The sequence below is a fragment of the Bradyrhizobium sp. NDS-1 genome (genome assembly GCF_032918005.1).
GTDB lineage: Bacteria > Pseudomonadota > Alphaproteobacteria > Rhizobiales > Xanthobacteraceae > Bradyrhizobium > Bradyrhizobium tunisiense.
Map to the genome: position 1 here is coordinate 1,517,151 of NZ_CP136628.1, position 21,720 is coordinate 1,538,870.

At 63.9% G+C, this 21,720-nt stretch carries 16 protein-coding genes; 7 read left to right on the forward strand and 9 right to left on the reverse strand.

What is annotated here, in order from left to right; all coding sequences use genetic code 11:
* Positions 1 to 143: 143 nt before the first annotated feature.
* On the reverse strand, positions 144 to 1,754 hold the full coding sequence (locus RX330_RS07205) for a phytoene desaturase family protein (RefSeq protein WP_317242540.1): 1,611 nt from the start codon (positions 1,752 to 1,754) through the stop codon (positions 144 to 146).
* A gap of 212 nt (positions 1,755 to 1,966) precedes the next feature.
* Between RX330_RS07205 and RX330_RS07210 the strand changes: the two genes are divergently transcribed.
* Positions 1,967 to 4,246: a fused MFS/spermidine synthase gene (locus RX330_RS07210; RefSeq protein WP_317242541.1), complete on the forward strand. Its 2,280-nt coding sequence runs from the start codon at positions 1,967 to 1,969 to the stop codon at positions 4,244 to 4,246.
* A 146-nt stretch (positions 4,247 to 4,392) separates the two neighbouring features.
* Here RX330_RS07210 and RX330_RS07215 read toward each other — a convergent pair whose 3' ends face one another.
* The gene (locus RX330_RS07215; RefSeq protein WP_317242542.1) at positions 4,393 to 5,373 is read right to left on the reverse strand and encodes a glycerophosphodiester phosphodiesterase; all 981 of its coding nucleotides are present in this window, start codon (positions 5,371 to 5,373) and stop codon (positions 4,393 to 4,395) included.
* A gap of 49 nt (positions 5,374 to 5,422) precedes the next feature.
* Positions 5,423 to 6,235: a L,D-transpeptidase gene (locus RX330_RS07220; RefSeq protein ID WP_317242543.1), complete on the reverse strand. Its 813-nt coding sequence runs from the start codon at positions 6,233 to 6,235 to the stop codon at positions 5,423 to 5,425.
* A gap of 285 nt (positions 6,236 to 6,520) precedes the next feature.
* On the opposite strand from RX330_RS07220, the gene RX330_RS07225 reads away from it, so the two are divergent.
* Positions 6,521 to 6,841, forward strand: a complete 321-nt coding sequence (locus RX330_RS07225; RefSeq protein WP_212080628.1) for a hypothetical protein — start codon at positions 6,521 to 6,523, stop codon at positions 6,839 to 6,841.
* Between the two features lie 111 nt (positions 6,842 to 6,952).
* Here the strand turns inward: RX330_RS07225 and RX330_RS07230 are convergent, their stop codons facing one another.
* Both RX330_RS07230 and RX330_RS07235 read right to left on the reverse strand, forming a co-directional pair.
* A complete protein-coding gene (locus RX330_RS07230) occupies positions 6,953 to 7,714 on the reverse strand; it encodes an ABC transporter permease (RefSeq protein ID WP_212080629.1) in 762 nt (253 codons plus the stop codon).
* The gene (locus RX330_RS07235) at positions 7,711 to 8,634 is read right to left on the reverse strand and encodes an ABC transporter ATP-binding protein (protein ID WP_212080630.1); all 924 of its coding nucleotides are present in this window, start codon (positions 8,632 to 8,634) and stop codon (positions 7,711 to 7,713) included. Before RX330_RS07235 ends, RX330_RS07230 begins: the two co-directional genes overlap by 4 nt.
* Positions 8,635 to 8,921: 287 nt before the next feature.
* Between RX330_RS07235 and RX330_RS07240 the strand changes: the two genes are divergently transcribed.
* Positions 8,922 to 9,638 carry a hypothetical protein gene (locus RX330_RS07240; protein WP_317242544.1) on the forward strand — a complete coding sequence of 239 codons (717 nt, stop codon included), beginning with the start codon at positions 8,922 to 8,924 and terminating at the stop codon, positions 9,636 to 9,638.
* Here RX330_RS07240 and RX330_RS07245 read toward each other — a convergent pair.
* Together RX330_RS07245 and RX330_RS07250 are read right to left on the reverse strand one after the other, a co-directional pair.
* The gene (locus RX330_RS07245) at positions 9,635 to 10,813 is read right to left on the reverse strand and encodes a cytochrome P450 (RefSeq protein WP_317242545.1); all 1,179 of its coding nucleotides are present in this window, start codon (positions 10,811 to 10,813) and stop codon (positions 9,635 to 9,637) included. The genes RX330_RS07240 and RX330_RS07245 overlap by 4 nt on opposite strands.
* A 16-nt stretch (positions 10,814 to 10,829) precedes the next feature.
* On the reverse strand, positions 10,830 to 12,038 hold the full coding sequence (locus tag RX330_RS07250; RefSeq protein ID WP_317242546.1) for an ABC transporter substrate-binding protein: 1,209 nt from the start codon (positions 12,036 to 12,038) through the stop codon (positions 10,830 to 10,832).
* 109 nt (positions 12,039 to 12,147) lie between these two features.
* On the opposite strand from RX330_RS07250, the gene RX330_RS07255 reads away from it, so the two are divergent.
* The gene (locus RX330_RS07255; protein ID WP_317242547.1) at positions 12,148 to 12,627 is read left to right on the forward strand and encodes a MarR family winged helix-turn-helix transcriptional regulator; all 480 of its coding nucleotides are present in this window, start codon (positions 12,148 to 12,150) and stop codon (positions 12,625 to 12,627) included.
* 164 nt (positions 12,628 to 12,791) lie between these two features.
* A complete protein-coding gene (locus RX330_RS07260; protein ID WP_317242548.1) occupies positions 12,792 to 13,724 on the forward strand; it encodes a LysM peptidoglycan-binding domain-containing protein in 933 nt (310 codons plus the stop codon).
* A gap of 86 nt (positions 13,725 to 13,810) precedes the next feature.
* Here RX330_RS07260 and RX330_RS07265 read toward each other — a convergent pair whose 3' ends face one another.
* Positions 13,811 to 18,430, reverse strand: coding sequence for a VCBS domain-containing protein (locus RX330_RS07265; protein ID WP_317242549.1), 4,620 nt, complete (start codon positions 18,428 to 18,430; stop codon positions 13,811 to 13,813).
* 577 nt (positions 18,431 to 19,007) lie between these two features.
* On the opposite strand from RX330_RS07265, the gene RX330_RS07270 reads away from it, so the two are divergent.
* The gene (locus tag RX330_RS07270) at positions 19,008 to 19,637 is read left to right on the forward strand and encodes a FecR family protein (RefSeq protein ID WP_317242550.1); all 630 of its coding nucleotides are present in this window, start codon (positions 19,008 to 19,010) and stop codon (positions 19,635 to 19,637) included.
* A gap of 12 nt (positions 19,638 to 19,649) precedes the next feature.
* The gene (locus tag RX330_RS07275; RefSeq protein WP_317242551.1) at positions 19,650 to 20,504 is read left to right on the forward strand and encodes a tetratricopeptide repeat protein; all 855 of its coding nucleotides are present in this window, start codon (positions 19,650 to 19,652) and stop codon (positions 20,502 to 20,504) included.
* A gap of 30 nt (positions 20,505 to 20,534) precedes the next feature.
* Here RX330_RS07275 and RX330_RS07280 read toward each other — a convergent pair whose 3' ends face one another.
* Positions 20,535 to 21,608, reverse strand: a complete 1,074-nt coding sequence (locus RX330_RS07280) for a tartrate dehydrogenase (protein WP_317242552.1) — start codon at positions 21,606 to 21,608, stop codon at positions 20,535 to 20,537.
* Between the last annotated feature and the right edge of the window lie 112 nt (positions 21,609 to 21,720).

Below are 21,720 nucleotides of genomic sequence, written 5' to 3' on the forward strand. Positions count from 1 at the left end.
CGGGACGTTATCCACCGGCTTTTCCCGCCAATGGCCCACCGATTTCCACCGACTTTCCTCAGTTCGTCCCAACGTTCTCGCCCAAGCCATCCTCGGTCTGTCCACAGGCCGTTCAACAGCCCGTCCACACCCTATCCACAGACCTATCCACGGCTTCCGAGCAGCGACCGGTGATCCCTCAGGATCACCTGCGCCGCGTTATGGCCGGGAGCGCCGGTGACGCCGCCGCCGGGATGGGCGCCGGAGCCGCAATGGTAGAGGCCCCTCAACGGCCCGCGATAATCCGCATGGCCCAGCATCGGCCGCGCCGAGAACAACTGGTTCAAGCTCAGCGCGCCGTGGAAGATGTCGCCGCCGAGAAGCCCGAACTGCCGTTCGAGATCGAGCGGGGACAGGATCTGGCGGCCGCGCACGCTTCCCGCAAAACCCGGCGCGTATTGATCCACCGTCGCGATCATGAGATCGGCGACCTCGTCGCGATGGTCGTCCCACGACTTTCCATCCGGAAGGTCCGGCGCGACGTGCTGGCAGAACAGGCTCGCGACGTGCTTTCCCGCGGGCGCCAGCGTGTCGTCGAGCGTCGAGGGGATCAGCATCTCGACCACGGGCTCGCGGCTCCAGCCCTGCGCGCGGGCATCGAGATAGGCGCGGTCCATGTAGGGAAGGCTCGGCGCCAGGATGATGCCGGATGAGAGATGATCGCCTTCGCCCGGCAGCGCCGTGAAGGAGGGCAGGCGGTCCAGCGCCACGTTCATGCGGAAGGTGCCGGAGCCGTTCTTCCAGTGCCGGATGCGCGCGAGGAAGTCCGCAGGCAGGGCCTCGGCCGCGACCAAATGCGTGTAGAGCAGCTTTGGATTGACGTTGGCCGCGACATATTTCGCGCGGATCGTCTCGCCGTTCTCCAGCACGATTCCGGCGGCGCGGTCGCGCTCGACGATGATCTCGCGGACGCCCGCGTCGGTGTCGATCACGACGCCACGATCGCGTGCCGCGCGCGCCATCGCCTGCGTGATCGCGCCCATGCCGCCGATGGCGTGGCCCCAAACACCCTTCTTGCCGTTCACCTCGCCGAAGGCGTGATGCAGCATCACATAGGCCGAGCCGGCCGCGTAGGGACTGGCATAGTTGCCGACGATGGCGTCGAAGCCGAACAGCGCCTTGACCAGATCATGCTCGAAGCGCTCGTCCAGCATCTCGCCGGCGGAGCGGGTGAAGAGATCGAGCAGGCTGCGGCTCTGCTCCAGCGTCAGGCCGCGCAGGATATTGGCGGTCGTCCAGGCGTTGACGCCTTCGCGCAACGCCGCCGTGCCAAAGCCGTCGACGAGGTTCGGTGGCGCGCGGAGCACGAACTGCCTGAGCACGTCGGAGATGTCTTCAAGCTCGCGCGAAAACCCGTCGAGCGCAGCCGCGTCATGCGTGCTCAGCCGCGCGACCGATGCCTTCGTCCGTCCCTCGCCGGTGAGAAGATAGCTGCCGTCAGGTGCGGGCAAGAAATTCTGGGCGCGCCGTTCGACGATCCGCAGGCCCTGTTCAGTGAGCTTGAGGTCACGGATCACCTGCGGATTGAGCAGGCTTACCGTGTAGGCTGCGACCGAATTGCGGAATCCCGGGTGAAACTCCTCCGTGACCGCGGCACCGCCGACCACCTTGCGGCGCTCGACCACGCGCACGCGCAGGCCCGCCATCGCGAGATAGGCCGCGCAAGTGAGGCCGTTATGGCCAGCGCCGATGATGACGACGTCGGTTTCGTTCATGATGTCCCTGGCGTCCTTCCGGGGCGATGCGCGGCATCGAGCCCGGAAATCTTGAGGTTCCGGGTTTGCCTCCTCGAGGTGCCCCGGAACGACATCTGTATATCAGGCATTTCTCGCGGCAACATCACGCGCCCCTTTATTGCCCGTTCAGGCGCCTTATGCTCCATTGCGCGCGTCCGGCGCCCGCCGGAGAATTGTTCGCCGGAGCGCTCATGGATTCGATCGTGCAACCCGCCGCCACGGAGCAGCCGTCTTCGTCGCGCAACCGGCTGCTGCTGACGGTCTACACCGCGGCGATCTTCGTCAGCGCGCTGCTGCTGTTCTCCGTGCAGCCGCTGTTCACGAAGATGGTGCTGCCGCGGCTCGGCGGCTCGCCGGCGGTGTGGTCGGTGGCGATGGTGTTCTTCCAGTCGCTGCTGCTGGCGGGCTACGCCTATGCTCATCTGTTGATGCAGGTCAGAAACCGCATCGTTCCGGTCGCAGTGCATCTGGTGCTGCTGATCGCGGCGTTCGTCACGCTGCCGCTCGGCATCGCCTCCGCCTATGGCGAGCCTCCCGCTTCGGGCTATGCGCTCTGGCTGCTCGGCCTGTTCGTGGTTTCGATCGGCTTGCCGTTCTTTGCGCTCGCCGCCAACAATCCGCTGCTGCAGGCCTGGTTCGTCCGCACCGGCCATCCCGCCGCGCACGATCCGTACTTCCTCTATGCCTCCTCCAACATCGGCAGCTTCCTTGCGCTGTTGTCCTATCCATTCCTGCTGGAGCCGATCTTCACGCTGCACACGCAGAACCGGTTCTGGACTGCCGGCTATGGCCTCCTGATCCTGCTAATCGCTGCCTGCGGCGCGTTGCTGTTGCGTTCGCCGAAATTGGCCGAGGTCGACGCGCGAACCGAGGAGGTGAATGCGCCGGCGCCCGCTCTGCTGATGCGGCTGCGCTGGATCTTCCTGGCTGCGGTGCCGTCCGGCCTGCTCATCGCGGTGACGGCGCACATCTCGACCGACGTCGCGGCGGCGCCGCTTCTGTGGGTGCTGCCGCTGTCGCTGTACCTGCTCACCTGGGTGGTCGTGTTCCAGTCGCGTCCGCTGTTGCCGCACAAATGGATGTTGATGCTCCAGCCGGTCGCGATCGCGGGCGTGGTTGTCCTGCTGGCCTATGGCGGCGAGCAGAACCTGCTGCTCACGCTCGGCGGCCATCAATTGTGCTTCTTCGTCATCGCCATGGCCTGCCATGGCGAGCTGGCGCGGACGCGGCCGGCCGCCAAATATCTCACCGGCTTCTATGTGGCGCTGTCGTTCGGCGGCATGGTCGGCGGTCTCTTTGCCGGCCTGGTTGCGCCATTCACCTTCTCCTGGATCGCCGAATATCCGATCCTGATCGCGCTCGCAGCGCTGTGCCGGCCGCCCGCGAACGAACGTCTCGCCGGTATCGTCAAATGGTATTGGCTGGCACTCGCCGCGCTCGCAGTGGGGCTCGTTGCGCCCTCTATCATGACAGGCGATCTTTCAACGTGGTTCGAGGACCACCGCGTCTGGATCGCCGGCTTCGTCGGCGCACTCGCTGCGCTGCTCGCGCTGGTGCTCAATGCCGGTCGCTGGAAAATCTTTGCGACCGTCGCACTCGCGCTGGCGCTGATCCGAATCTATCCGGCGGACGAAGGGCGCGTCACCACGGTGCGAAGTTTCTTCGGCGTGCACAAGATCGTGGAGACGCCCGGTGGCTATTTCCACGTGCTGATGCACGGCACCACCATTCATGGCGCCGAACGCTTCCGCAACAATGACGGCACTCAGGTCACCGGCCGGCCCGAGCCGATCACCTATTACCACAAGGACGGCGGCATTGGTCAGGCCGTCACCGCCATCCGCGAGCGCAAGGGCGCGCCGCTGAAGGTCGCCGCGATCGGCGTCGGCTCGGGCACGCTCGCTTGTGCTGTCGAGCACGGCGAAGACTGGAAGTTCTTCGAGATCGACCAATCCATGGTGGACGCGGCGCGCAACCCCAGGAATTTCCGCTACATCTCGAGCTGCATGCCCGACATGAAGCCGGTGATCGGCGATGCGCGGCTGACCTTCGCCAAGGAGCCCGACGGTGCCTACGACCTCATCATCGTCGACGCCTACTCGTCCGATGCGATCCCGATCCATCTTGCGACCAAGGAGGCGATGAAGATCTACAAGGACAAGCTGGCCCCGCACGGCGCGGTGCTGATGCACGTCTCCAACCGGCATCTCGATCTCGAGACCGTCGTGGTCGGCATCGCCGATTCAAACGACCTCAAGAGCTGGGTCTTCAACGAGGATTCGGGGCGCGATGGTGACTACATTTTCTCGACCGACGTCGTCATCTCCGCAAGGGAGGAGGCTGATATCGGCAGGCTCGCCTCCAACAAGTCGTGGGAGCAGACCGAGGCCGACGACAGGGTGCGGGTCTGGAGCGACGACTATTCCAACATCCTGGGCGCGCTGTACCGGCGTTATCGGGACGGGGAGTAGGGAAGCCCGAATGCATCCCGTGCCCCCGGGCGCTGCGCAGCACGAAATGATGCGCAGCAGATACTGGGTCCATGACGCGGCGTTCTGGGTCCCGGCTTTGCGGAGCAGCGTTGCACGCCGCACCGCGTCCGGGACGCGAGACTGCCTTACGGTGCCACCGGCGTTCCCGCCGGCAACGCAATTCCCTTCTCACCGGCGACCTGCCGCAACAGGTCCGGCCGGTCCGAGATGATGCCGTCGACGCCAAGCTCGATCATGCGCGCCATGTCGTCGGGCTTGTTGACCGTCCAAACCACCACGCGCAATCCGAGTCCGTGCGCTTCCGAGATCAGCGCCGCCGTCACGTCGCCGAAATGAGGCGACCACACTGCGCCGCCCGCGGCCTTGATGGTGCGCGGCAGCGAGCCACCATGATCGGCCGGATTGAAACCCGCCGTCCAGCTGGTGGCCTTGTCCAGCGCCACTGTGGCTGTGCCGCGCTGGAGCGTGAGGTACGCCGTCGGCATCTTCGGCGCCTTCTGCTGCACGAGCTGCAACGTTCGCCAGTCGAATGACTGGATCATGACGCGGTCGGAAAATCCTTCGGCTTCGATCAAATCCAGCAGGCGGGTGACGAAGGCCTGCGGGGTGAGGGATTCATCCGGGCGGTTCGGATCGATCTTGGTTTCGATGTTGAAGCGCACGCGCGTGTTGCCGGACTTGCGCGCTAGCGCGAACAGCTCGCGCAAGGTGGGGATGCGAGCTCCCGGGACGCCGCGCTGGTCGGGGAATTGTTTGGCGTAGGCGCTGTCCGGCCGGATCTGACCGACGTCATAGGTCCTGACCTCGTCGAGACGCAGCTTCACGAAGGGCGTGCCGGGCGGCGCGATGTAGGCGCCGCCCGCATCGCGCGTGAGATCGGGATTGAGCCTGCGGTCATGCGAGATGACGACTTCGCCGTCTGCGGTGACGCCGGCGTCGAGCTCCAGCGTGTCCACGCCCATCGACAGCGCGTTGGCGAAGGCCGGCAGGGTGTTTTCCGGCAACAGCGCCCGACCGCCGCGATGCGCCTCGAGATCGAAGCCCATGGCTTGTCCCGCTATCAGGGCCAACAACACGGTCAGAGTGGTCGCGGCACGTGATGGCATGGTGCCTCGAAGGGACATCTATTGTTCGTGCTGGTCGGCGAGGGCCGTATCAATTCTGGTAGTAATAGCCGCGCGGCTGGTAAAGCTGTCGGGGCTGTGGCTGATGGTAGTAGTCCTGCTGGCCATAGCTCTGGTCGTAATAGGGCCGCGGCTGCTGCTGATACACTTGGGCGTCATAGAGCGGGCGGCCGGCCGAACGCGGCGCCGGATAGCGTGCGCCGGTGTCGCTGCCGTCGGCGGGATAGATGTAGTTGTCGTCCTGCGGCATGTAGCGACGGACGGGCTGCGCCGGCGGCGCCAGGTTCACCGGATCGCTTGTCGTGGCATATTGCTCCTCAGTGGGCTGCTGCGGTGCCCGCGCCACCGCAGTGCTGGTGCGGCCGCGTGGATTGCGGGCGAGCGCCACCTGCGCCGAGCCGGTCAGCGTCACCGTGGTGTTGAGCACGCCCTGCTGCTGCACCAGCGCATAGAGCGTCGAGGCATTCTGGCGCGACAGCCGCACGCAGCCGTGGGAGGCGGGTGAGCCGAGCCGGCCGACCGAGTCCGTGCCGTGGATGGCATGCCCGACCTTGGTGAAGAAGATCGCGTGCGGCATCGGGGCGTCGTCGAATTCCTTGGAGTAGTGGTCCTCTTCCATGCGGAAGGCGCGGAAGGCGCCGTTCGGCGTCTCGCGCGAGGGGAGGCCGGTCGAGACCGGCCAGCGATAGCGCGCGACGCCGTCGACGGCGACGGTCATCTGCTGATTGTCCTTGTCGACGGTGATCTCGACCTTGGCCTGCGCGGCGCCAGCGCTCAAAAGCATCAGGGATGTGAAAGCAATCAAAAACGAACGCATCGGACTACTGGCCTCCGGCCTGTTCATGCTAGCGCCGCGGCTCTCCGTCCCCCGGCGTGCAATATGCCTGCAATCCGGCTTTCGTTCCAGCGGCCTGGCCCCCCATCGTTAACGCGGCGGCGGGCGTAAGCAAGGCCGCTTTGTGCCGCGTGGCTGGCGGCGGCGCTGACATTTTCGCGAGCCGAACGGGCGTTCACGACGCCGACAATTCGTCACAAAGGCGCAACCATTCCGCCGCGCCGCGCGTTGATCGCAGCTCTCGACAGGCGGCGTCCGCCGTCGGTTATTCCTTTCAGCCTTTTGGGACCGAAGATGAACAAAGCCCGTGTCGCCGCCTTGCCGGCCGGTTTGCCTGTCCGCCTGCTTTTCGCGGCCGCCGCCATCCTGCTCGCGCTGTTGTCGCTACCGCAAGCCGGCCACGCCCAAGGCATCGTGCGCGGCGCCCAGGAAGGCTCCTATGAGGGCAACCGTATCGCAGGTCCCGTGGGCGGCGCAGTTGGCGGTGTCGTCGGTGCCGGTGTCGGCGGCGCCGTTGGCGCCGTCGAGGGCGTGCTCGGCATTCCCCACCGTCATTATCGCCACCGCTGTCGCGGTTATTATGACGGCTACCACCGTTTTCACTGCTATCGGTGACGTCGTTATTCCGGGGCGCCCGAAGGGCGAACCCGGAATCCATTGGGCGGCAATATCCAGTGGATGACGATTCCGGAGTCGCGCTTCGCACGCCCCGGAACAACGGAGCAATCAATTCTTCAGTCGGTATCCGGTGCGGAAAATCCACCAGATCACGACCAGGCAGATCACCAGGAACGCCACAGTCATGCCGATGCTGACGGATACGCTGACATCCGCGATCTCATAGAAGCTCCAGCGGAAGCCGGAGATCAGATAGACGACCGGGTTGAGCAGCGCCACCGTGCGCCAGGTGGGCGGCAGCATGTCGATGGAATAGAAGCTTCCGCCGAGGAAGGTCAGCGGCGTCACCACCAGCATCGGGATCATCTGCAGCTTTTCGAATCCGTCGGCCCAGATGCCGATGATGAAACCGAACAGGCTGAACGTCACCGCCGTCAGCACCAGGAAGGTCAGCATCCAGACCGGATGCTGGATGTGCAGTGGAACGAAAAGCCCGGCCGTTGCCAGGATGATGAGGCCCAAGATGATCGATTTGGTCGCGGCGGCGCCGACATAGCCGAGCACGATCTCGAAATAGGAGATCGGTGCCGACAGGATCTCGTAGATCGTGCCGGTGAATTTCGGAAAGTAGATGCCGAACGAGGCGTTGGCGATGCTCTGGGTCAGCACCGAGAGCATGATCAGGCCCGGCACGATGAAGGTGCCGTAGCTGACGCCCTCGACCTCGCTGATGCGCGAGCCGATCGCGGCGCCGAACACCACGAAATAGAGCGAAGTGGAAACCACCGGCGACACGATGCTTTGCAGCAGCGTGCGCCAGGTGCGCGCCATTTCGAACAGATAGATGGCGCGGATGGCGCGGTGGTTCATGACGTCCTCACGAGATCGACGAAGATGTCCTCGAGCGACGATTGCGTCGTGTCGAGATCATTGAAGCGGATACCGGCGGTGCGGAGATCGCCGAGCAGGCTGGTGATGCCCGTGCGCTCGCCCTTGGTGTCGTAATCGTAGACCAGCGTTGTGCCTTTATCGCAGAGCTCGAGCTCGTAATGGCCGAGGCTCTCCGGCAGCGCGTCGAGCTTGCCCTGCAGATGCAGCGTCAGCCGTTTCTTGCCGAGCTTCTGCATCAAGGTCGACTTGTCCTCGATCAGCACGATCTCGCCCTTGTTGATGACGCCAATGCGGTCGGCCATCTCCTCGGCTTCCTCGATGTAATGCGTGGTGAGGATGATGGTGACGCCGGATTGCTGCAGACCGCGCACCACCTCCCACATGCCCTTGCGCAGCTCGACGTCGACACCGGCGGTGGGCTCGTCCAGAAACAGGATCTGCGGCTCGTGCGACAGCGCTTTCGCGATCATCACGCGGCGCTTCATGCCGCCGGAGAGCGTAATGATCTTGTTGTCCTTCTTGTCCCAGAGCGAGAGGTCTTTCAGCACCTTCTCGATATGGGCGGGATTCTTCGGCTTGCCGAACAGGCCGCGGGAGAAGCTCACGGTGGCCCATACGCTTTCGAAGGCGTCGGTGTGCAATTCCTGCGGCACGAGGCCGATCAGCGAGCGGGCCTTGCGGTAGGAGGTCTGGATGTTCTCGCCGCCGACGAGGACGCGCCCTTCGCTGGGATTGGCGATGCCGCAGATGATCGAGATCAGCGTGGTCTTGCCGGCGCCGTTCGGGCCGAGCAGCGCGAAGATCTCGCCGCGCTTGATGTCGAGATTGACGTTCTTGAGCGCCTTGAAGCCGGACCCATAGGTCTTCGACAAATTGGCGACGGAGATGATGGAGGACATGGATGGCCGTAAGGCTGAGGGCAAAAGCTGGGGAGGGAGGCTGGAACCTGCCGGATGGGCGGTCAGCGGAGCCCTGAGATAGGAATGCCTTTGCCAGGCCGCAATTGCCCGGAGAAAAATGGTCTCAAAACAGGCCCTTCGGTGGCAGGTTTCGGGCAGGTGTTGCGCGATGGTCACGGGTTGTGGGTAAGATTGGCCGTTCACGTGCCTCTTTGTTGCGTCTGCGAGCAGGCCGTGGCTACGATTCCGGCCAATCGCAAAGCGCATTGTCCCCAAGGAATAGATCGATGAGACCGAACGGCCGTCACACCGCTGGCGCCAACCAGTTGTCAGCCCTCCGGGTGTGGGCGACGTGCCTGCTCCTGCTGTCAGCAATTGCCATCAACCCGACCACTGCCAAGGCTGCGCCCAGCCAGGCCGCGGCGGCGACCACGCATGTCTATCTGCTTCGCGGGGTACTCAACATCTTCTCGCTCGGGCTCGACACCATCGGTGCCCGGCTCCAGGCGCAGGGCGTCCCGGTGACCGTCGCCAACTTCGTCTCCTGGTCCTCGCTCGCCGATGAAGCTGCGGCCGCCTACAGGGCAGGCCGGCTCAAGACCATCGTCCTGGTCGGCCATTCCTCCGGTGCGACCGCGCTGCCCGACATGATCGCCAAGCTCAACCAGCTCGGCGTACCCGTGAAGCTCGCCATCGGCCTCGACTCCGTGTTCAAGACCAAGCTCTCGACCGGCGCCGAGCGCTACATCAACATCTATATCGGCGACGGTCCGGGTGAGCCGGTGCGCGCTGCGGCGGGCCTGCGCGGCAAGCTCGACAATGTCGACGTGCGCGGCACCGGCGTCGGCCACGTCTCGATCGACAAGAACGAGGCGATCCAGCGCCGTGTCATTGCCGAGATCAACGCCGCGATCATACGCTCGCGCGCTCCGGCAGCTCCGGTCGCCGTCCGCGGCGCGCCGCAGCAGGCCCACTCGGCGGCAGCGGCCTCGACACGGAATTAGGCCGCCGTCACTCGCACGGGCATGCTCTCCAGCCCGCGGAGCGAATTGTTGAGCCTGCGCTTCGGCTCCGCCGTGAGCTCGATGGTCTTAACGCGCCTTGCGAACTCGCTGAAGATCAATTCGCCTTCCAGGCGCGCGATCATCTGACCGACGCAGGCGTGGATGCCTGCGCCGAAACCGACGTGGCCGGTCGCGGTCCGTTCCACCTCGAAGCAGTCCGGCCTATCCCAGCGTGCGGGATCGCGGTTGGCCGAGGCCATGAACAGCAGCACCTTGCGATGCGCCGGGATGACGCCGCCGCCGATCTTCACGTCGCGCGAGGTGGTGCGAAAGAATGTCTGTATCGGTGAATCGTAACGCAGGCCTTCCTCGAAAGCGTTGCGCGCCAGCTCCGGCTTGTGGTGCAGCTTGCGATATTCATCCGGATGGGTGGCCAGCGCGAGCAGGGTGTTGCCGATGCCATTGACCGTGGTGTCGATCCCCGCCGTGAGGAACGGCCGCACCAGATGCGTCGCCTCGTGTTCGGTGATCTCGCCGTCGTCGGCCGCCTGGTAGATCATCATGCCGAGGCTGTCGGGCCGCAACGCATCTCGCGCGCAACAATCCATGATCCAGCTCTGGGCCGCGAGGCCCGCCTTGCGCGAGCCGGCCTGGATCTCGTTCTCAGGGCCGAAGCTGTCGAACACGAAGGTGCTCCAGGCCAGCAGCTTCTCGCGACCGTCGGGCCGGATGCCGATCGCATCCGGAAACACCTTCATCGGATAGGCCTCGGCAAGATCGCTCACGGCATCGAACGTGCCTTTGTCGATCAGCTCCGAAACCTTCTTCTCCGCTTCCTTCTGAAACGTCTCGCGCAGCCTCCTTGCGACGCCCGGAGACAGCGTGCGGCCGAGCACCCGCCGGCCCTTGTCGTGGTCCGGCGGGTCGATCTGCAGCGTGAGCGGCTTTGGCAACGCCGGGTTCATCCCGTGGAGCCCGACGCCTTCGCCACTGATGAAGGTCTTCCAGTCCTTCAGGGCCGCTTCGACCTCGCCATAGCCTGCCATGGCCCACACGCCGTAACGCTCCAGCGTGAATACGGGCCCGAGCGCACGCAGCTCCTCATAAGCAGGATAAGGCTCCATCAGGAAGTCAGGTGCGAACGGGTCGAGGGGGCTGGATGCAATGCCGCTCATGGTCAGCTCCCGGCGGCTATTGCTTCGCCAGCGGGCACTGACCGTCGCCCTCGGAGCGGAACGCGTCCTCGCCCTTGATCGTAGCGACGACCTTCAGCATATCCCAGGTCGACGTGGATTCGTCCGGAGCCTTGACCTGCAAGAGGTAGAGCGGGTGGATCTTGCGTCCGTCCTTGCGAATGTAGCCCTTGCCGAACAGGGGGTCGTCAGTCGGCAACGCCTTCATCGCCGCGACCACCGCCTTGCCGTCCTTGGCGCCGCCGACCTTGTCGACGGCCTTGAGATAGTGAATGACCGAAGCATAGACGCCGGCCTGCATGTCGTTTGGATAGGCCTTCGAGGGAATGCGTTCGGCGAAGCGTTTGGCGAAAGCCCGCGTGCCGTCGTTCAGATCCCAGTAGAACGGGTTCATGATCTGAGCGCCTTGCGCAAACTTCAGGCCAAGTGCGGGCAGGCCGTTCATGCCGAGGATCAATCCGACCAGCTTGCGGTCCTTGGTCAGCCCGAACTCGGCGGCCTGCTTCATCGAGGTGATGGTATCGTCGCCGGCATTGGCGAAACCGATGACGTTCGCGCCCGACGCCTGGGCCTGGAGCAGGAACGAGGCGTAATCAGCCGTTCCCAGCGGATGCCGCACGTTGCCGAGCACCTCGCCGCCGGACGCCTTCACGGCCTCCGCGGCCTGCTTCTCAAGATCATGGCCGAAGGCGTAGTCGGCGGTGATGAAGAACCATTTCTTGCCGCCCTGCTGCACGATCGCCTTGCCGAGACCACGCCCATAGGCATAGGTGTCGTAGGTCCAGTGCACGGTGTTCGGCGTGCATTTCTCGCCGGTCAACAGCACCGTTCCGGCGCCCGATCCGACGAAGACCTTGTTCTTCTCGGCGCTCATGCCGGCCACCGCAAGCGCGATCGACGAGTTCGGAAGGTCGAAGATCGCATCGACACCCTCGTTCTCGTACCAGCGCCGGGCGATGCCGATGCCGATATCGGTCTTGTTCTGATGGTCGGCTGCGACGACCTCGACCGGCTTGCCGGCGGCCTTTCCGCCATAGTCTTCGACCGCCATTTTGGCGGCGACGACCGAGCCGATGCCCTGATAGCTGGCGAACGGACCCGATTGGTCGTTCAGGATGCCGATCTTCACCGCGTCCTCGGCGAACGCCGGTGCAGCCGTCAGCATCGCCGCCAATATGCATAATTTGTGCAGGAATTTGCTGTTCATTGTCTCCCTCCCATGGGCGGTCTTGGTGCCGCTGTATAATAGTTATATTTTATAGCTATTTTTGGGAGTGTCAATTCGGCCGTCTTCCGGCCGCCGCGGATTGAGGATCATGAGCGCGAAAGCAGTAAGACCCGGAGCCAAGTCCGCGCAGTCGCCGGAGACGTCGCTGAACCTGCGCGCGCTGCAGCGGACGCCAGGCTTCATGCTGCGGCTCGCGCAGCTGAAGTTCTTCGAAGGCTTCTACGAGGAATTCGCGGCATTGGGTCTGACGCCCGCCACCTATGCGATCTTCGCGATCATTCGGGACAATCCCGGCGTTCCCCCGAGCAGCATCGCCAGCGTGCTCCGCCTCCGCCTGCCGAACCTGATCAAGATCCTGAACGAGCTCGAATCGACCGGCTTGATCAAGCGCAGCCGTTCGAAGTCCGATCGCCGCGCGGTGGAATTGATGCTCACGCCAAAGGGTGCAAAGCTCATTGCCGAGGGCGTAAGGCTGACGCAGCCCTATAATGAAAGGATGCTGGCCTCGCTCAGCGAGGCCGAGCAACGGACGCTGCTCGAACTGTTGAACCGGATTCTGCCGTTCTAGCCTCGGGGCCGGCCTGAGGCCGATCGTCCGTGATATGCCGCGATGGGCGGCGGGTTGGCGGGCTGCTGGGAAAGGCAGTCGGTTCCGTGCCCCAAAATCCACCCAATCGGTGGTCACTAAGCCCCGGAGGGGGCCATTGGCTCCGTGGTGGGACTGCTGGACTGATGATTGATCTGAGGCGACTAGTCGCGCTGGCAGCCGTTGCACTGCTCGCCTTGAGCCCCGGCGTAGCCGCTGCCTCACCCGCCAAATCCAAGCCCACCGCGGCCGTGCCTGCCGCGCCGCCGCCTCCGCCTTTCGAGCCGCTGGCGCCGCCAAAAATCTACCTGTTCCGCGGCGCCATGGGCCCGATTTTCTCGACCGGCATGGATCGGCTCGAAGAAAAGCTGACGAAGGCCGGCTTCTCGGCCAATGTCTATGAGTTCACTATCTGCCGGTTCATCGGCGACCGCGCCATCGCCAGCTACAAGGAAAGCCCCGCGCCGATCGTGCTGATGGGCCACTCCATGGGCGGGCTGTGCTCGATCATCATCTCCGAGATGGCGGCCAAGGAGAACATCCCGATCAGCCTCGTCATCGCCATCGATCCCGCGCATGCGACCGGCGACGTGCCGCTCAATGTCGAGCGCTTCATCAACATCTTCCTGTCCGACAGCGTGCTCGGCGGCGGCGATGTCGTTGCGGTCCCCGGCTTTCGCGGCCATTACGCGAGCTACGACCTGAAGCAGAACGCGCGCGTCTCGCACATCAACATCGAGAAATCCGACGACATCCATCGCCAGATCGTCGAGATGGTGACGAAGCTGCCGCGCATTCCGCCGCAAACGCAGGCCGACGCGGTGCCGCTGCGTTATCTTGTGCCGGCCGATACGTTGGTCGAATTGTGGGACTCCGGTGTACGAGTGCCGGTGCGCAAGGGCGACACCATGGAAAGCATCGCCGCCGCCAATCGCGTGCCGCTGTGGACGCTCGCGCAGAGCAACTCGCTCGCAGAAAATGCACCGCTCACCCCGGGGCAAACCCTCGTCGTTCCCCGTCACCTGACCCCGCCCGAGCCGGCGGCGGCGATGGCAACGCCGCCGTCAGGGCGGAAATAGGCCGAGATCGTTACAGGCCTCGGGCTTGCGGGGCTCGCGAGATTTAGCGATGCATTCCCGCCATGTGCATCTTCAATAGACCACGGTCACACCAGGAGATCGTGCGGCACATGATGCCCGGCTGCGCCGCCCGCAACGTGAATGCCGAGGTCGGGATGCGATAACTCGCTCGCCATCGCGGGAGCGCCGTGAACGCGGGCCTCCGCCGCGATTTCTTGATGGCCGGGCGGGATATCGTTCGCAAATGCGACGCTCGGCCTCTCGATCGTAGGCTTCAGGAAGTTGAAGGAATCGCCCGGCTCATGCGGATTGCCCTTCGGGCTTGCCGGTTCGCCATCTCCTGCAGAGAGCAGATGAGAATGAGAGCCGCCGGGCGCTTCCGCCGGAGCATGCTCGTGCGCGCTTGCCTGAGGCGTCATCGAGCGAGGGTTGTCTCCGTCCCCGAGCCCTTTCCATGGCGTAGCATCAAGCACGTTCTCGCTGTCGGCCAGGCTGGCGCGGCCATGGCTCTCCGCGGCCTTGCCTTCATTGACATGCTGGTCGGCCGCCAGAAGCGCATCCGGCGCGAACCAGAACACGGGATGGCTCTCCACCGCCGCCTCGGCCGTGTGGATTCCTTTCAGATAGGCGCCGTCATCGGCTTTGGTCTGCTCGAAGACAAACTTGAAGGAATCCATCGGTCGCGAACCGATGGCCGTTTCCCACAGGGTGGATTTCGTTTCAATCTCGCCCGAGGTGGAAGGCGCCGTCTCGGTGGTCCTTCCGCTGTGATCCAAATCGGCATCGAGGAGATAACTCACCTCCACGGCGGTCGAACCGCCGTCGAGCGAAGAAGTGCTGGCACTTTCCGACGTGTCGGCAGAGGTGTCGGACGTGCTGAGCGTGATGACAGCCGCTTCACTTTGTATAATTGCGGACGGATCGAGGGTGTCGCTCACCGCCATGACCGGTGCCACGGCTTCATCCACGATGAAGTCCGACGAAGCAATGGTCGCGACACCTTGGAGATGAACCTCCAGCAGGCTGGAATCACCGATCTGGAGAGTTTGATCGGTCGGATTCACATACACGATGGTCTCGTTGGCCGCGCTGTCGTAGATCCAGGCGATGGTGTGGGGCGGCACGGAGGAGCTTGACGGGCTCAATGCCAGGATCACGAAGCCGAGCGCGCCGACCGCCCTCAGATCGATCTTGTCGGTTCCCGATATGAAATCGGTAATCGTGTCGAACCGGCCGGCTCTGGAATCCACTGCCGAGAGGTAAGTGAAGACATCAGCACCGTTGCTGCCCGTGAGCGTATCCGCGCCGAACCCGCCGACGATGGTGTCGTTATCGTTGTTGCCGTTGATATCGTCCTGTCCGGAGCCGCCGTAGATGAGGTCGTCACCGTTATTGCCCTTGATCGTATCGTCGCCGGATCCGCCGTAGAGGGTGTCGGTCACGCCGGTCCCGTTCAGGTTGTCGTCGCCGGCGCCACCGTAGACGATCTGGGAAATGCTGCCGCCGCCGGCGACGCTGTCGTCACCGGGCGTGCCGTAAACAAACGGAGGGTTGGATACGACGGTGCTTCCCAGCGCCAGATTGTCGAAGTCGTTGGGGTCCGCATCGCTGGCGCCGTGGATGGTGATCGCCACCTCCTGCGTGGTGCCGTCGATGGACGTTACCGTGAAGTGGTCGGTGAGCGTATCGCCGGCGCCGAGCGCGTCCACCACGCTGTTGTTATTGTCCAGTGTATAGGTCCACACCCCCGATGCCGTCATCGTGAAGCTGCCGTAACCGCCGTCGCTTGCAGTGGACGAGGTCACCGCCGTGAAGGTGTTGGCGAGGTTGTCCAAGTCAGTATCAGTGAGCGTGCCGGTCGCAACCGGCGTGCCGGGGGCGATGCCGCCGGCCTCGAGCACCGAGCCTGTCGTGGTCCCGGAAATGATGGCGGCGTCATTGGTGCCGTTGATCGTGATCGTCACCAGTTTCGGCGTCCCGTCGATCGTGGTCACGGTGAATTGGTCGGTCAGCGTATCGCCAGCATTGAGGGCCTGCACCGTGGCGTTGGCATTGTCGAGCGTGTAGGCCCAAACGCCCAGTGCGGTCATCGTGAACGTGCCGAAGCCGCCTGCGCTCGGCCTTGGCGTGATGACCGGCGTGAAGGTATTGGCGGTGTTGTCGGGATCGATATCGGTCAATGTCCCCGTCGTCGTCGGCAAGCCGGACGTGCCATTGGCCACCCCGCCGGCCTCGGTCACGGCACCTGTCGCCGTTCCCGAGATGACCGCGCTGTCGTTGCTGCCGTTGATTGTGATCGTGACCGTCTGCGGCGTGCCGTCGGCTGCGATCACCGTGAAGCTGTCCGTTAGCGTGCTTCCGTTGTTGAGCGCCTGTACCGCGTTGTTGGAGTTGTCGAGCGTGTAGGTCCACAGCCCGGACGCGGTCATCGTGAACGTGCCGTAGCCACCGTTGCTGGATGTGGGCGAGATCACCGCCACGAAGGTGTCGGCCGGATTGTCGACGTCGGTATCGGTGAGCGTGCCGGTCGCCACCGGCGTGCCGGAAGAGATGACGCCGGCTTCGAGCACCGAGCCTGTCGCGGTTCCGGAAATGATGGCGGCGTCATTCGCGCCGTGGATCGTGATTGTCACCGTCTGCGGCGTGCCGTCGACCGTGGTCACGGTGAACTGGTCGATCAGCGCATCGCCGACATTGAGGGCCTGCACCGTGACGTTGCCATCGTCGAGCGTGTAGGTCCAGGTCCCAAGCGCGGTCATCGTGAAGGCCCCGAAGCCGCCTGCGCTCGGCGTTGGCGTGGTCACCGGCGTGAAGGTGTTGGACGCGTTGTCGGGATCGACATCGGTCAATGTCCCGGTTGCAGCCGGCGTGCCGGGCGTACCGTTGGCCACACCTCCGGCCTCCGTCACCGCGCCAGTCTTCGTTCCGGAGACGTCCGCCCCGTCGTTGCTGCCGTTGATGGTGATCGTCACGATCTGCGTCGTGCCGTCGATCGTGGTCACCGTGAAGCTGTCTGTCAGCGTATCGCCGTTGTTGAGCGCCTGTACTGCGGCGTTGGTATTGTCTAGCGTGTAGGTCCACACGCCGGCCGTGGTGATGGTGAAGCTGCCATAGGCTTGCGCGCTCGCCATCGGTGTGTTGACTTCCACGAAAGTATCGGCCGTGCTGTCCACATCCCCAGCGAGGAGCGTGCCCGTCGCGCTCGGTGTGCCGGGTGAGGCGCCGCCCGCCTCGACGACCGAACCGGCGGTAATCCCGGAGACGACGGCGGCGTCGTTGCTGCCCTGGATCGCGATCGTCACGACCTGGGGAGTGCCGTCGATACTTGTCACGGTGAACCGATCGATCAGCGTATCGCCGGCATTCAGGGACTGTACTGCGGTGTTGCTATCGTCGAGCGTGTAGGTCCACACGCCGCCGGCCGTCATCGTGAAAGTGCCGTAGCCGCCCGTGCTCCTGGCGGGCGAACTCACCGTCGTGAACGTGTCGGGCGGATTGTCGACATCCGTGGCTGTCAGCGTGCCGGTTGCGCTCGGTGTTCCCGGTACCACATTGGCGACACCGCCGGCCTCCACTACCGTGCCTTCGGCGTTGCCCGAGATGATGGCGGTGTCGTTGACGCCGTTGATGGTGACGACGAAGCTCCGGCTCGTCGAGACGAAGCCGTCCGAGACCGTGATGACGAAGCTCGTGGTCGTCGGCGACAACAAGGCGTTGATGGCATCCGCATTCGGAACGAACGTGTAGGCGCCGGATGCGCTGTTGAGATAGAGCGTGCCAAAAGGACTGCTCTGCCAAAGATCGTATGTCTCTCCGTTCAGAACCGCGGTGCTGGCCGTGCCGCCGGCGAGACCATAGGTGAGGGTGTTGTTGAACGGGCTGCTGGCGGTGAAGGTGCCGGTTACCGTGGCGAACGTATCGTCGAACCTGAACGTGTCGATTTCGATCGGGCCGGCCGGCAGGTTCAATTCGGGAAGCGGCACCACGATCAGGGGGAACTCGATCGGGGGAGCGACCGGAAGCACGTTGGGTGCCGCAGTCCTATTCTCCGACGTGAAATTGATGTGCTGCAGTGACGGCGTGGAGGCAAAGGGCGGCGTGCCGGAGCCCGTCGGGCCGCGCGTGAGATTGGCAAGCACGTCCTGTTGAGCGGCGTGCAGCTCCTCCATGCGAGCGGCGCTGTTGGCGACCTGATTAACGCTGATCGAGGAGCCTACCCTGTTCAGAACAACGGTTTCGCCTGGATCATCGACAATGATGTGTCGCGGCACCCGCTCCTTGGTGATGAGCTCGAACGCGCCGTGCTGAAGGTCCTTGTAAGAGAGCGTGTCGTTGTCCAGAGACGCGCCGTCGGGATCCGCGCCTTGCGCCCGGTCCATCATGGCGAAGGTCAGCGCCGTCATCGTCAGAATGCCAAAGCCGGTTGCATGGGAGCGGCTCCGAACGCTGCCGAGGGGCGTGTCGATCGTCAGGGTGCCGCCATCCGCCAGCCGGCCGGCCGCGAACGCAAAGCTTCCGCTGCTGATCGCAACGATGGTCGAGCGCGACGCGGCGTCGGAATCGGAGGCGAACTCCCGCAGTTCGACGCGCGCCCCGCCGGCGATGTTGAATTCGGTGTCGTCGAGGAGGCGAATTCCGACTTGCGCATCCGCAGCCGTTTCGATGACGTCCAGCCGGTAGACAAGGTCGCCAATGCTGACTTGCACGCCTGGGCCGCCATCGCGCGTGAGGGTTACGCACCCCAACGTGCTTTGGACGATGCCGACGATCTGGAGGGGGGAGGTTCTAATGCCCCAATTGTGGGGCTCAACGCCAAAAGCAACTGACATGACTGTGGCCTCGCGTGCCGAATAATTCGGGCTCGGCGCGGTGCTGCGGTCTTGTATCGGTTTTGCTAAGCCACGGGCTCAATATGCAATTTTTGGCGTTAGCAACCCCAGGCCTGCACGCCGAAGAAGTTCTGTAAAAAATCGATCTCTATAGGTATGGCCAAGACGATGGCCGGTTCAGCGGAGATGTCTCTCCGCAGCAACAATTTGCGCTCTCTAGAAGTTGACGATCAAGCAACGTGACATTTAGCTCAATTTCGCTGGTCAAGCAAACGGCTTGGGCCTAACATCAATTTCGGAGATACTTTGTCTGGAAGGCAGGTCCGTTAGGACCGATCCAGGTTGTAGAAATTGGCAGTGCACGAATTGCGAGCCCTACCTAGGGCTCATACAGCTCCATCGAGCGGCTCGCAAACCACATCCTTCTCGGAAAGGGCGGGTCATGTGCAGACATATGATTGCAGTTTTGGTCACCGGCTTCATTTTGGCATCCGCGGGTGGTCTCGCCGCGCAAGCGCAGACTCCAGTCAATCCCGTGATACGTGGCTCCGATGATGCGGTGCCAAAACCCATTGGCAAGGTCGTAGCCGTCACAGGTTCGGTCTCGATCGAGCACCAGGGTGCGGCCGTCGTCCAGGCGAACCTCGGTGACCCCGCTCAGGCAAAAACCGGCGATGCCGTCTATCTCCGCGACGTCGTGCAAACGGGGGCGGACAGCCGTGTCAGCATCAATTTCAGCGATGGCTCTTCGTTCAATTTGTCGAGCAACGCGCGCATGACCCTGGATGAGTACGTTTATGATCCCGACGGCAAGTCCAATGCCACATTTTTCAATCTGGCCAAAGGCACGGCGACTTTCGTCGCCGGCCAGATCGCCAGGACCGGCGACATGAAGGTCGATACGCCCGTTGCAACGATGGGAATCCGAGGCACTACGCCGCACATCGAAATTGCGGATGACGGCGCGGTCAAGTTCTCGACTCTCATCGAGGAGGGCAAGAGCAAACTGGCAAAGAAGCACGTGACTGCTGTCACGCCCGAACGGGGGAGCGGTCCGAGGCCGAACATTTGCAGAGGGTGCTGAAGCGACACGGGCATGACCATCCGAGCCGCCATCATCGACAGCGTCGCGTCCGCGCTCGTGATGCTGTCGCTCGGCTTGCCGGCGGGCGCGCAGCAACCGCAGAAGAATAGCCACCTCAGGAGCATCGAGCAGTGCAATGGCTCGGACCGTATTCCGGCCCAGGCCCGGGTCGCCGGCTGCACGGCGCTCATCAATTCGAGCGATACCAAGCCCGCCGCGCTGCCTCTGGCTTATAACAACCGTGGCAACGCCTTTGCCGCGGCGGCGGAGTACGACCGCGCAATCAGCGATTTCGATCGCGCGATCGAGCTCGCCGAGGGCTACGTCAAGCCGGTGAACAATCGCGGCGTTGCCTATCTGCGGAAGGGGGCCTACGAGGACGCGGTCAAGTCCTTCGACGAGGCCATCAGGCTCGATCCTGCTTATGTCCGCGCCTTCGCCAATCGTGCGCAAGCCCACCTGAAGCTGAAGCGGTATGACCAGGCCGCGCTGGATTTTGACGAGGCCATTCGTCTCGATCCGAATTTGACGTGGGCGAGGAGCGGACGTTGCTGGGCCCGGGCGGTGATCGGCGATCTGCAGGCCGGTCTCGACGACTGCGACAGGGTCATTCAATCGGGATCGAGCGACGCCGCGACCTATGATTCACGCGCACTGATCCATCTGAAGATGGGGCAGCTCGCCGCCGCGGTCGACGACTACAGTTCAGCGCTGCGCCTGGCGCCAAACCTGGCAAGCGCGCTCTATGGACGCGGACTTGCCCGACTGAGGCAGGGCGACAACGCCGGCGGCGACCGCGACGTCTCGGCGGCGAAGAGGATCGACCTCAAGATCGCCGACGAGTTCACCCGCTACGGCGTGCAGTGACGTCAGGATTGGTTCGCCGACATTCGTCCGCTAGACGTTCGATCCGTGGATGGCGTCGATCACGGCATCCGTCACTTCCTTCGTCGTCGCGTTGCCGCCGACGTCGGGCGTGAGCACGCCGGCTGCGCAGACTTTCTCGACCGCCGCCATCAGCCTTACTGCGGCATCCTTCTCGCCGAGATGCTCGAGCATCTGCGCGCCGGTCCAGAAGGTCGCGACCGGATTGGCGATGCCCTTGCCGGTGATGTCGAAAGCCGAGCCGTGGATCGGCTCGAACATCGAGGGGAAGCGGCGCTGCGGATCGATGTTGGCGGTTGGCGCCACGCCGAGGCTGCCCGCCAGCGCGCCGGCGAGGTCGGACAGGATGTCGGCGTGCAGATTGGTCGCCACGATGGTGTCGAGGCTCTTCGGATGCAGCGTCATGCGCACCGTCATGGCATCGACCAGCATCTTGTCCCAGGTGACGTCGGGGAATTCGGCCGCGACCTCGGCCGCGATCTCGTCCCACATCACCATGCCGTGGCGCTGCGCGTTCGACTTGGTCACGACGGTCAGGAACTTGCGCGGCCGCGACTGCGCGAGCTGGAACGCATAACGCATGATACGGGTGACGCCGACGCGGGTGAAGACCGCAACTTCAGTGCCGACCTCTTCCGGCAGGCCCTTGTGCGCGCGGCCGCCCATGCCGGCATATTCGCCTTCCGAATTCTCGCGCACGATCACCCAGTCGAGATCGCCTACGCCGACATCGCGCAGCGGCGAGGCCACGCCCGGTAATATCCTGGTTGGGCGCACATTGGCATATTGGTCAAAACCCTGGCAGATCGGCAGCCGCAGGCCCCACAGCGTGACGTGGTCGGGCACGTCAGGGGCGCCGACCGCGCCGAAATAGATCGCGTCGAACTTCTTCAGTTCGGCGAGGCCGTCGGCCGGCATCATCACGCCGTGCTTCTTGTAATAGTCCGAGCCCCAGTCGAACGTCCTGACGTTGAAGGCGAGGTCCCCGCTGCGTTTCGCCAGCGCCTCCAGCACGCGGACACCGGCCGAGATCACCTCGGGGCCGATGCCGTCGGCGGGAATGGCTGCGATGGAATGGGTGCGCATGGGGGAGGCTCCGTGTGAGAGATCGTGCCGGCCTGTCGGGCCGTCCGCGTTGCCGGCAAGTCTAGACGGGAGTGCAGCGCGAGCTCAATTGACGCTGGTTTATACAAAAAAA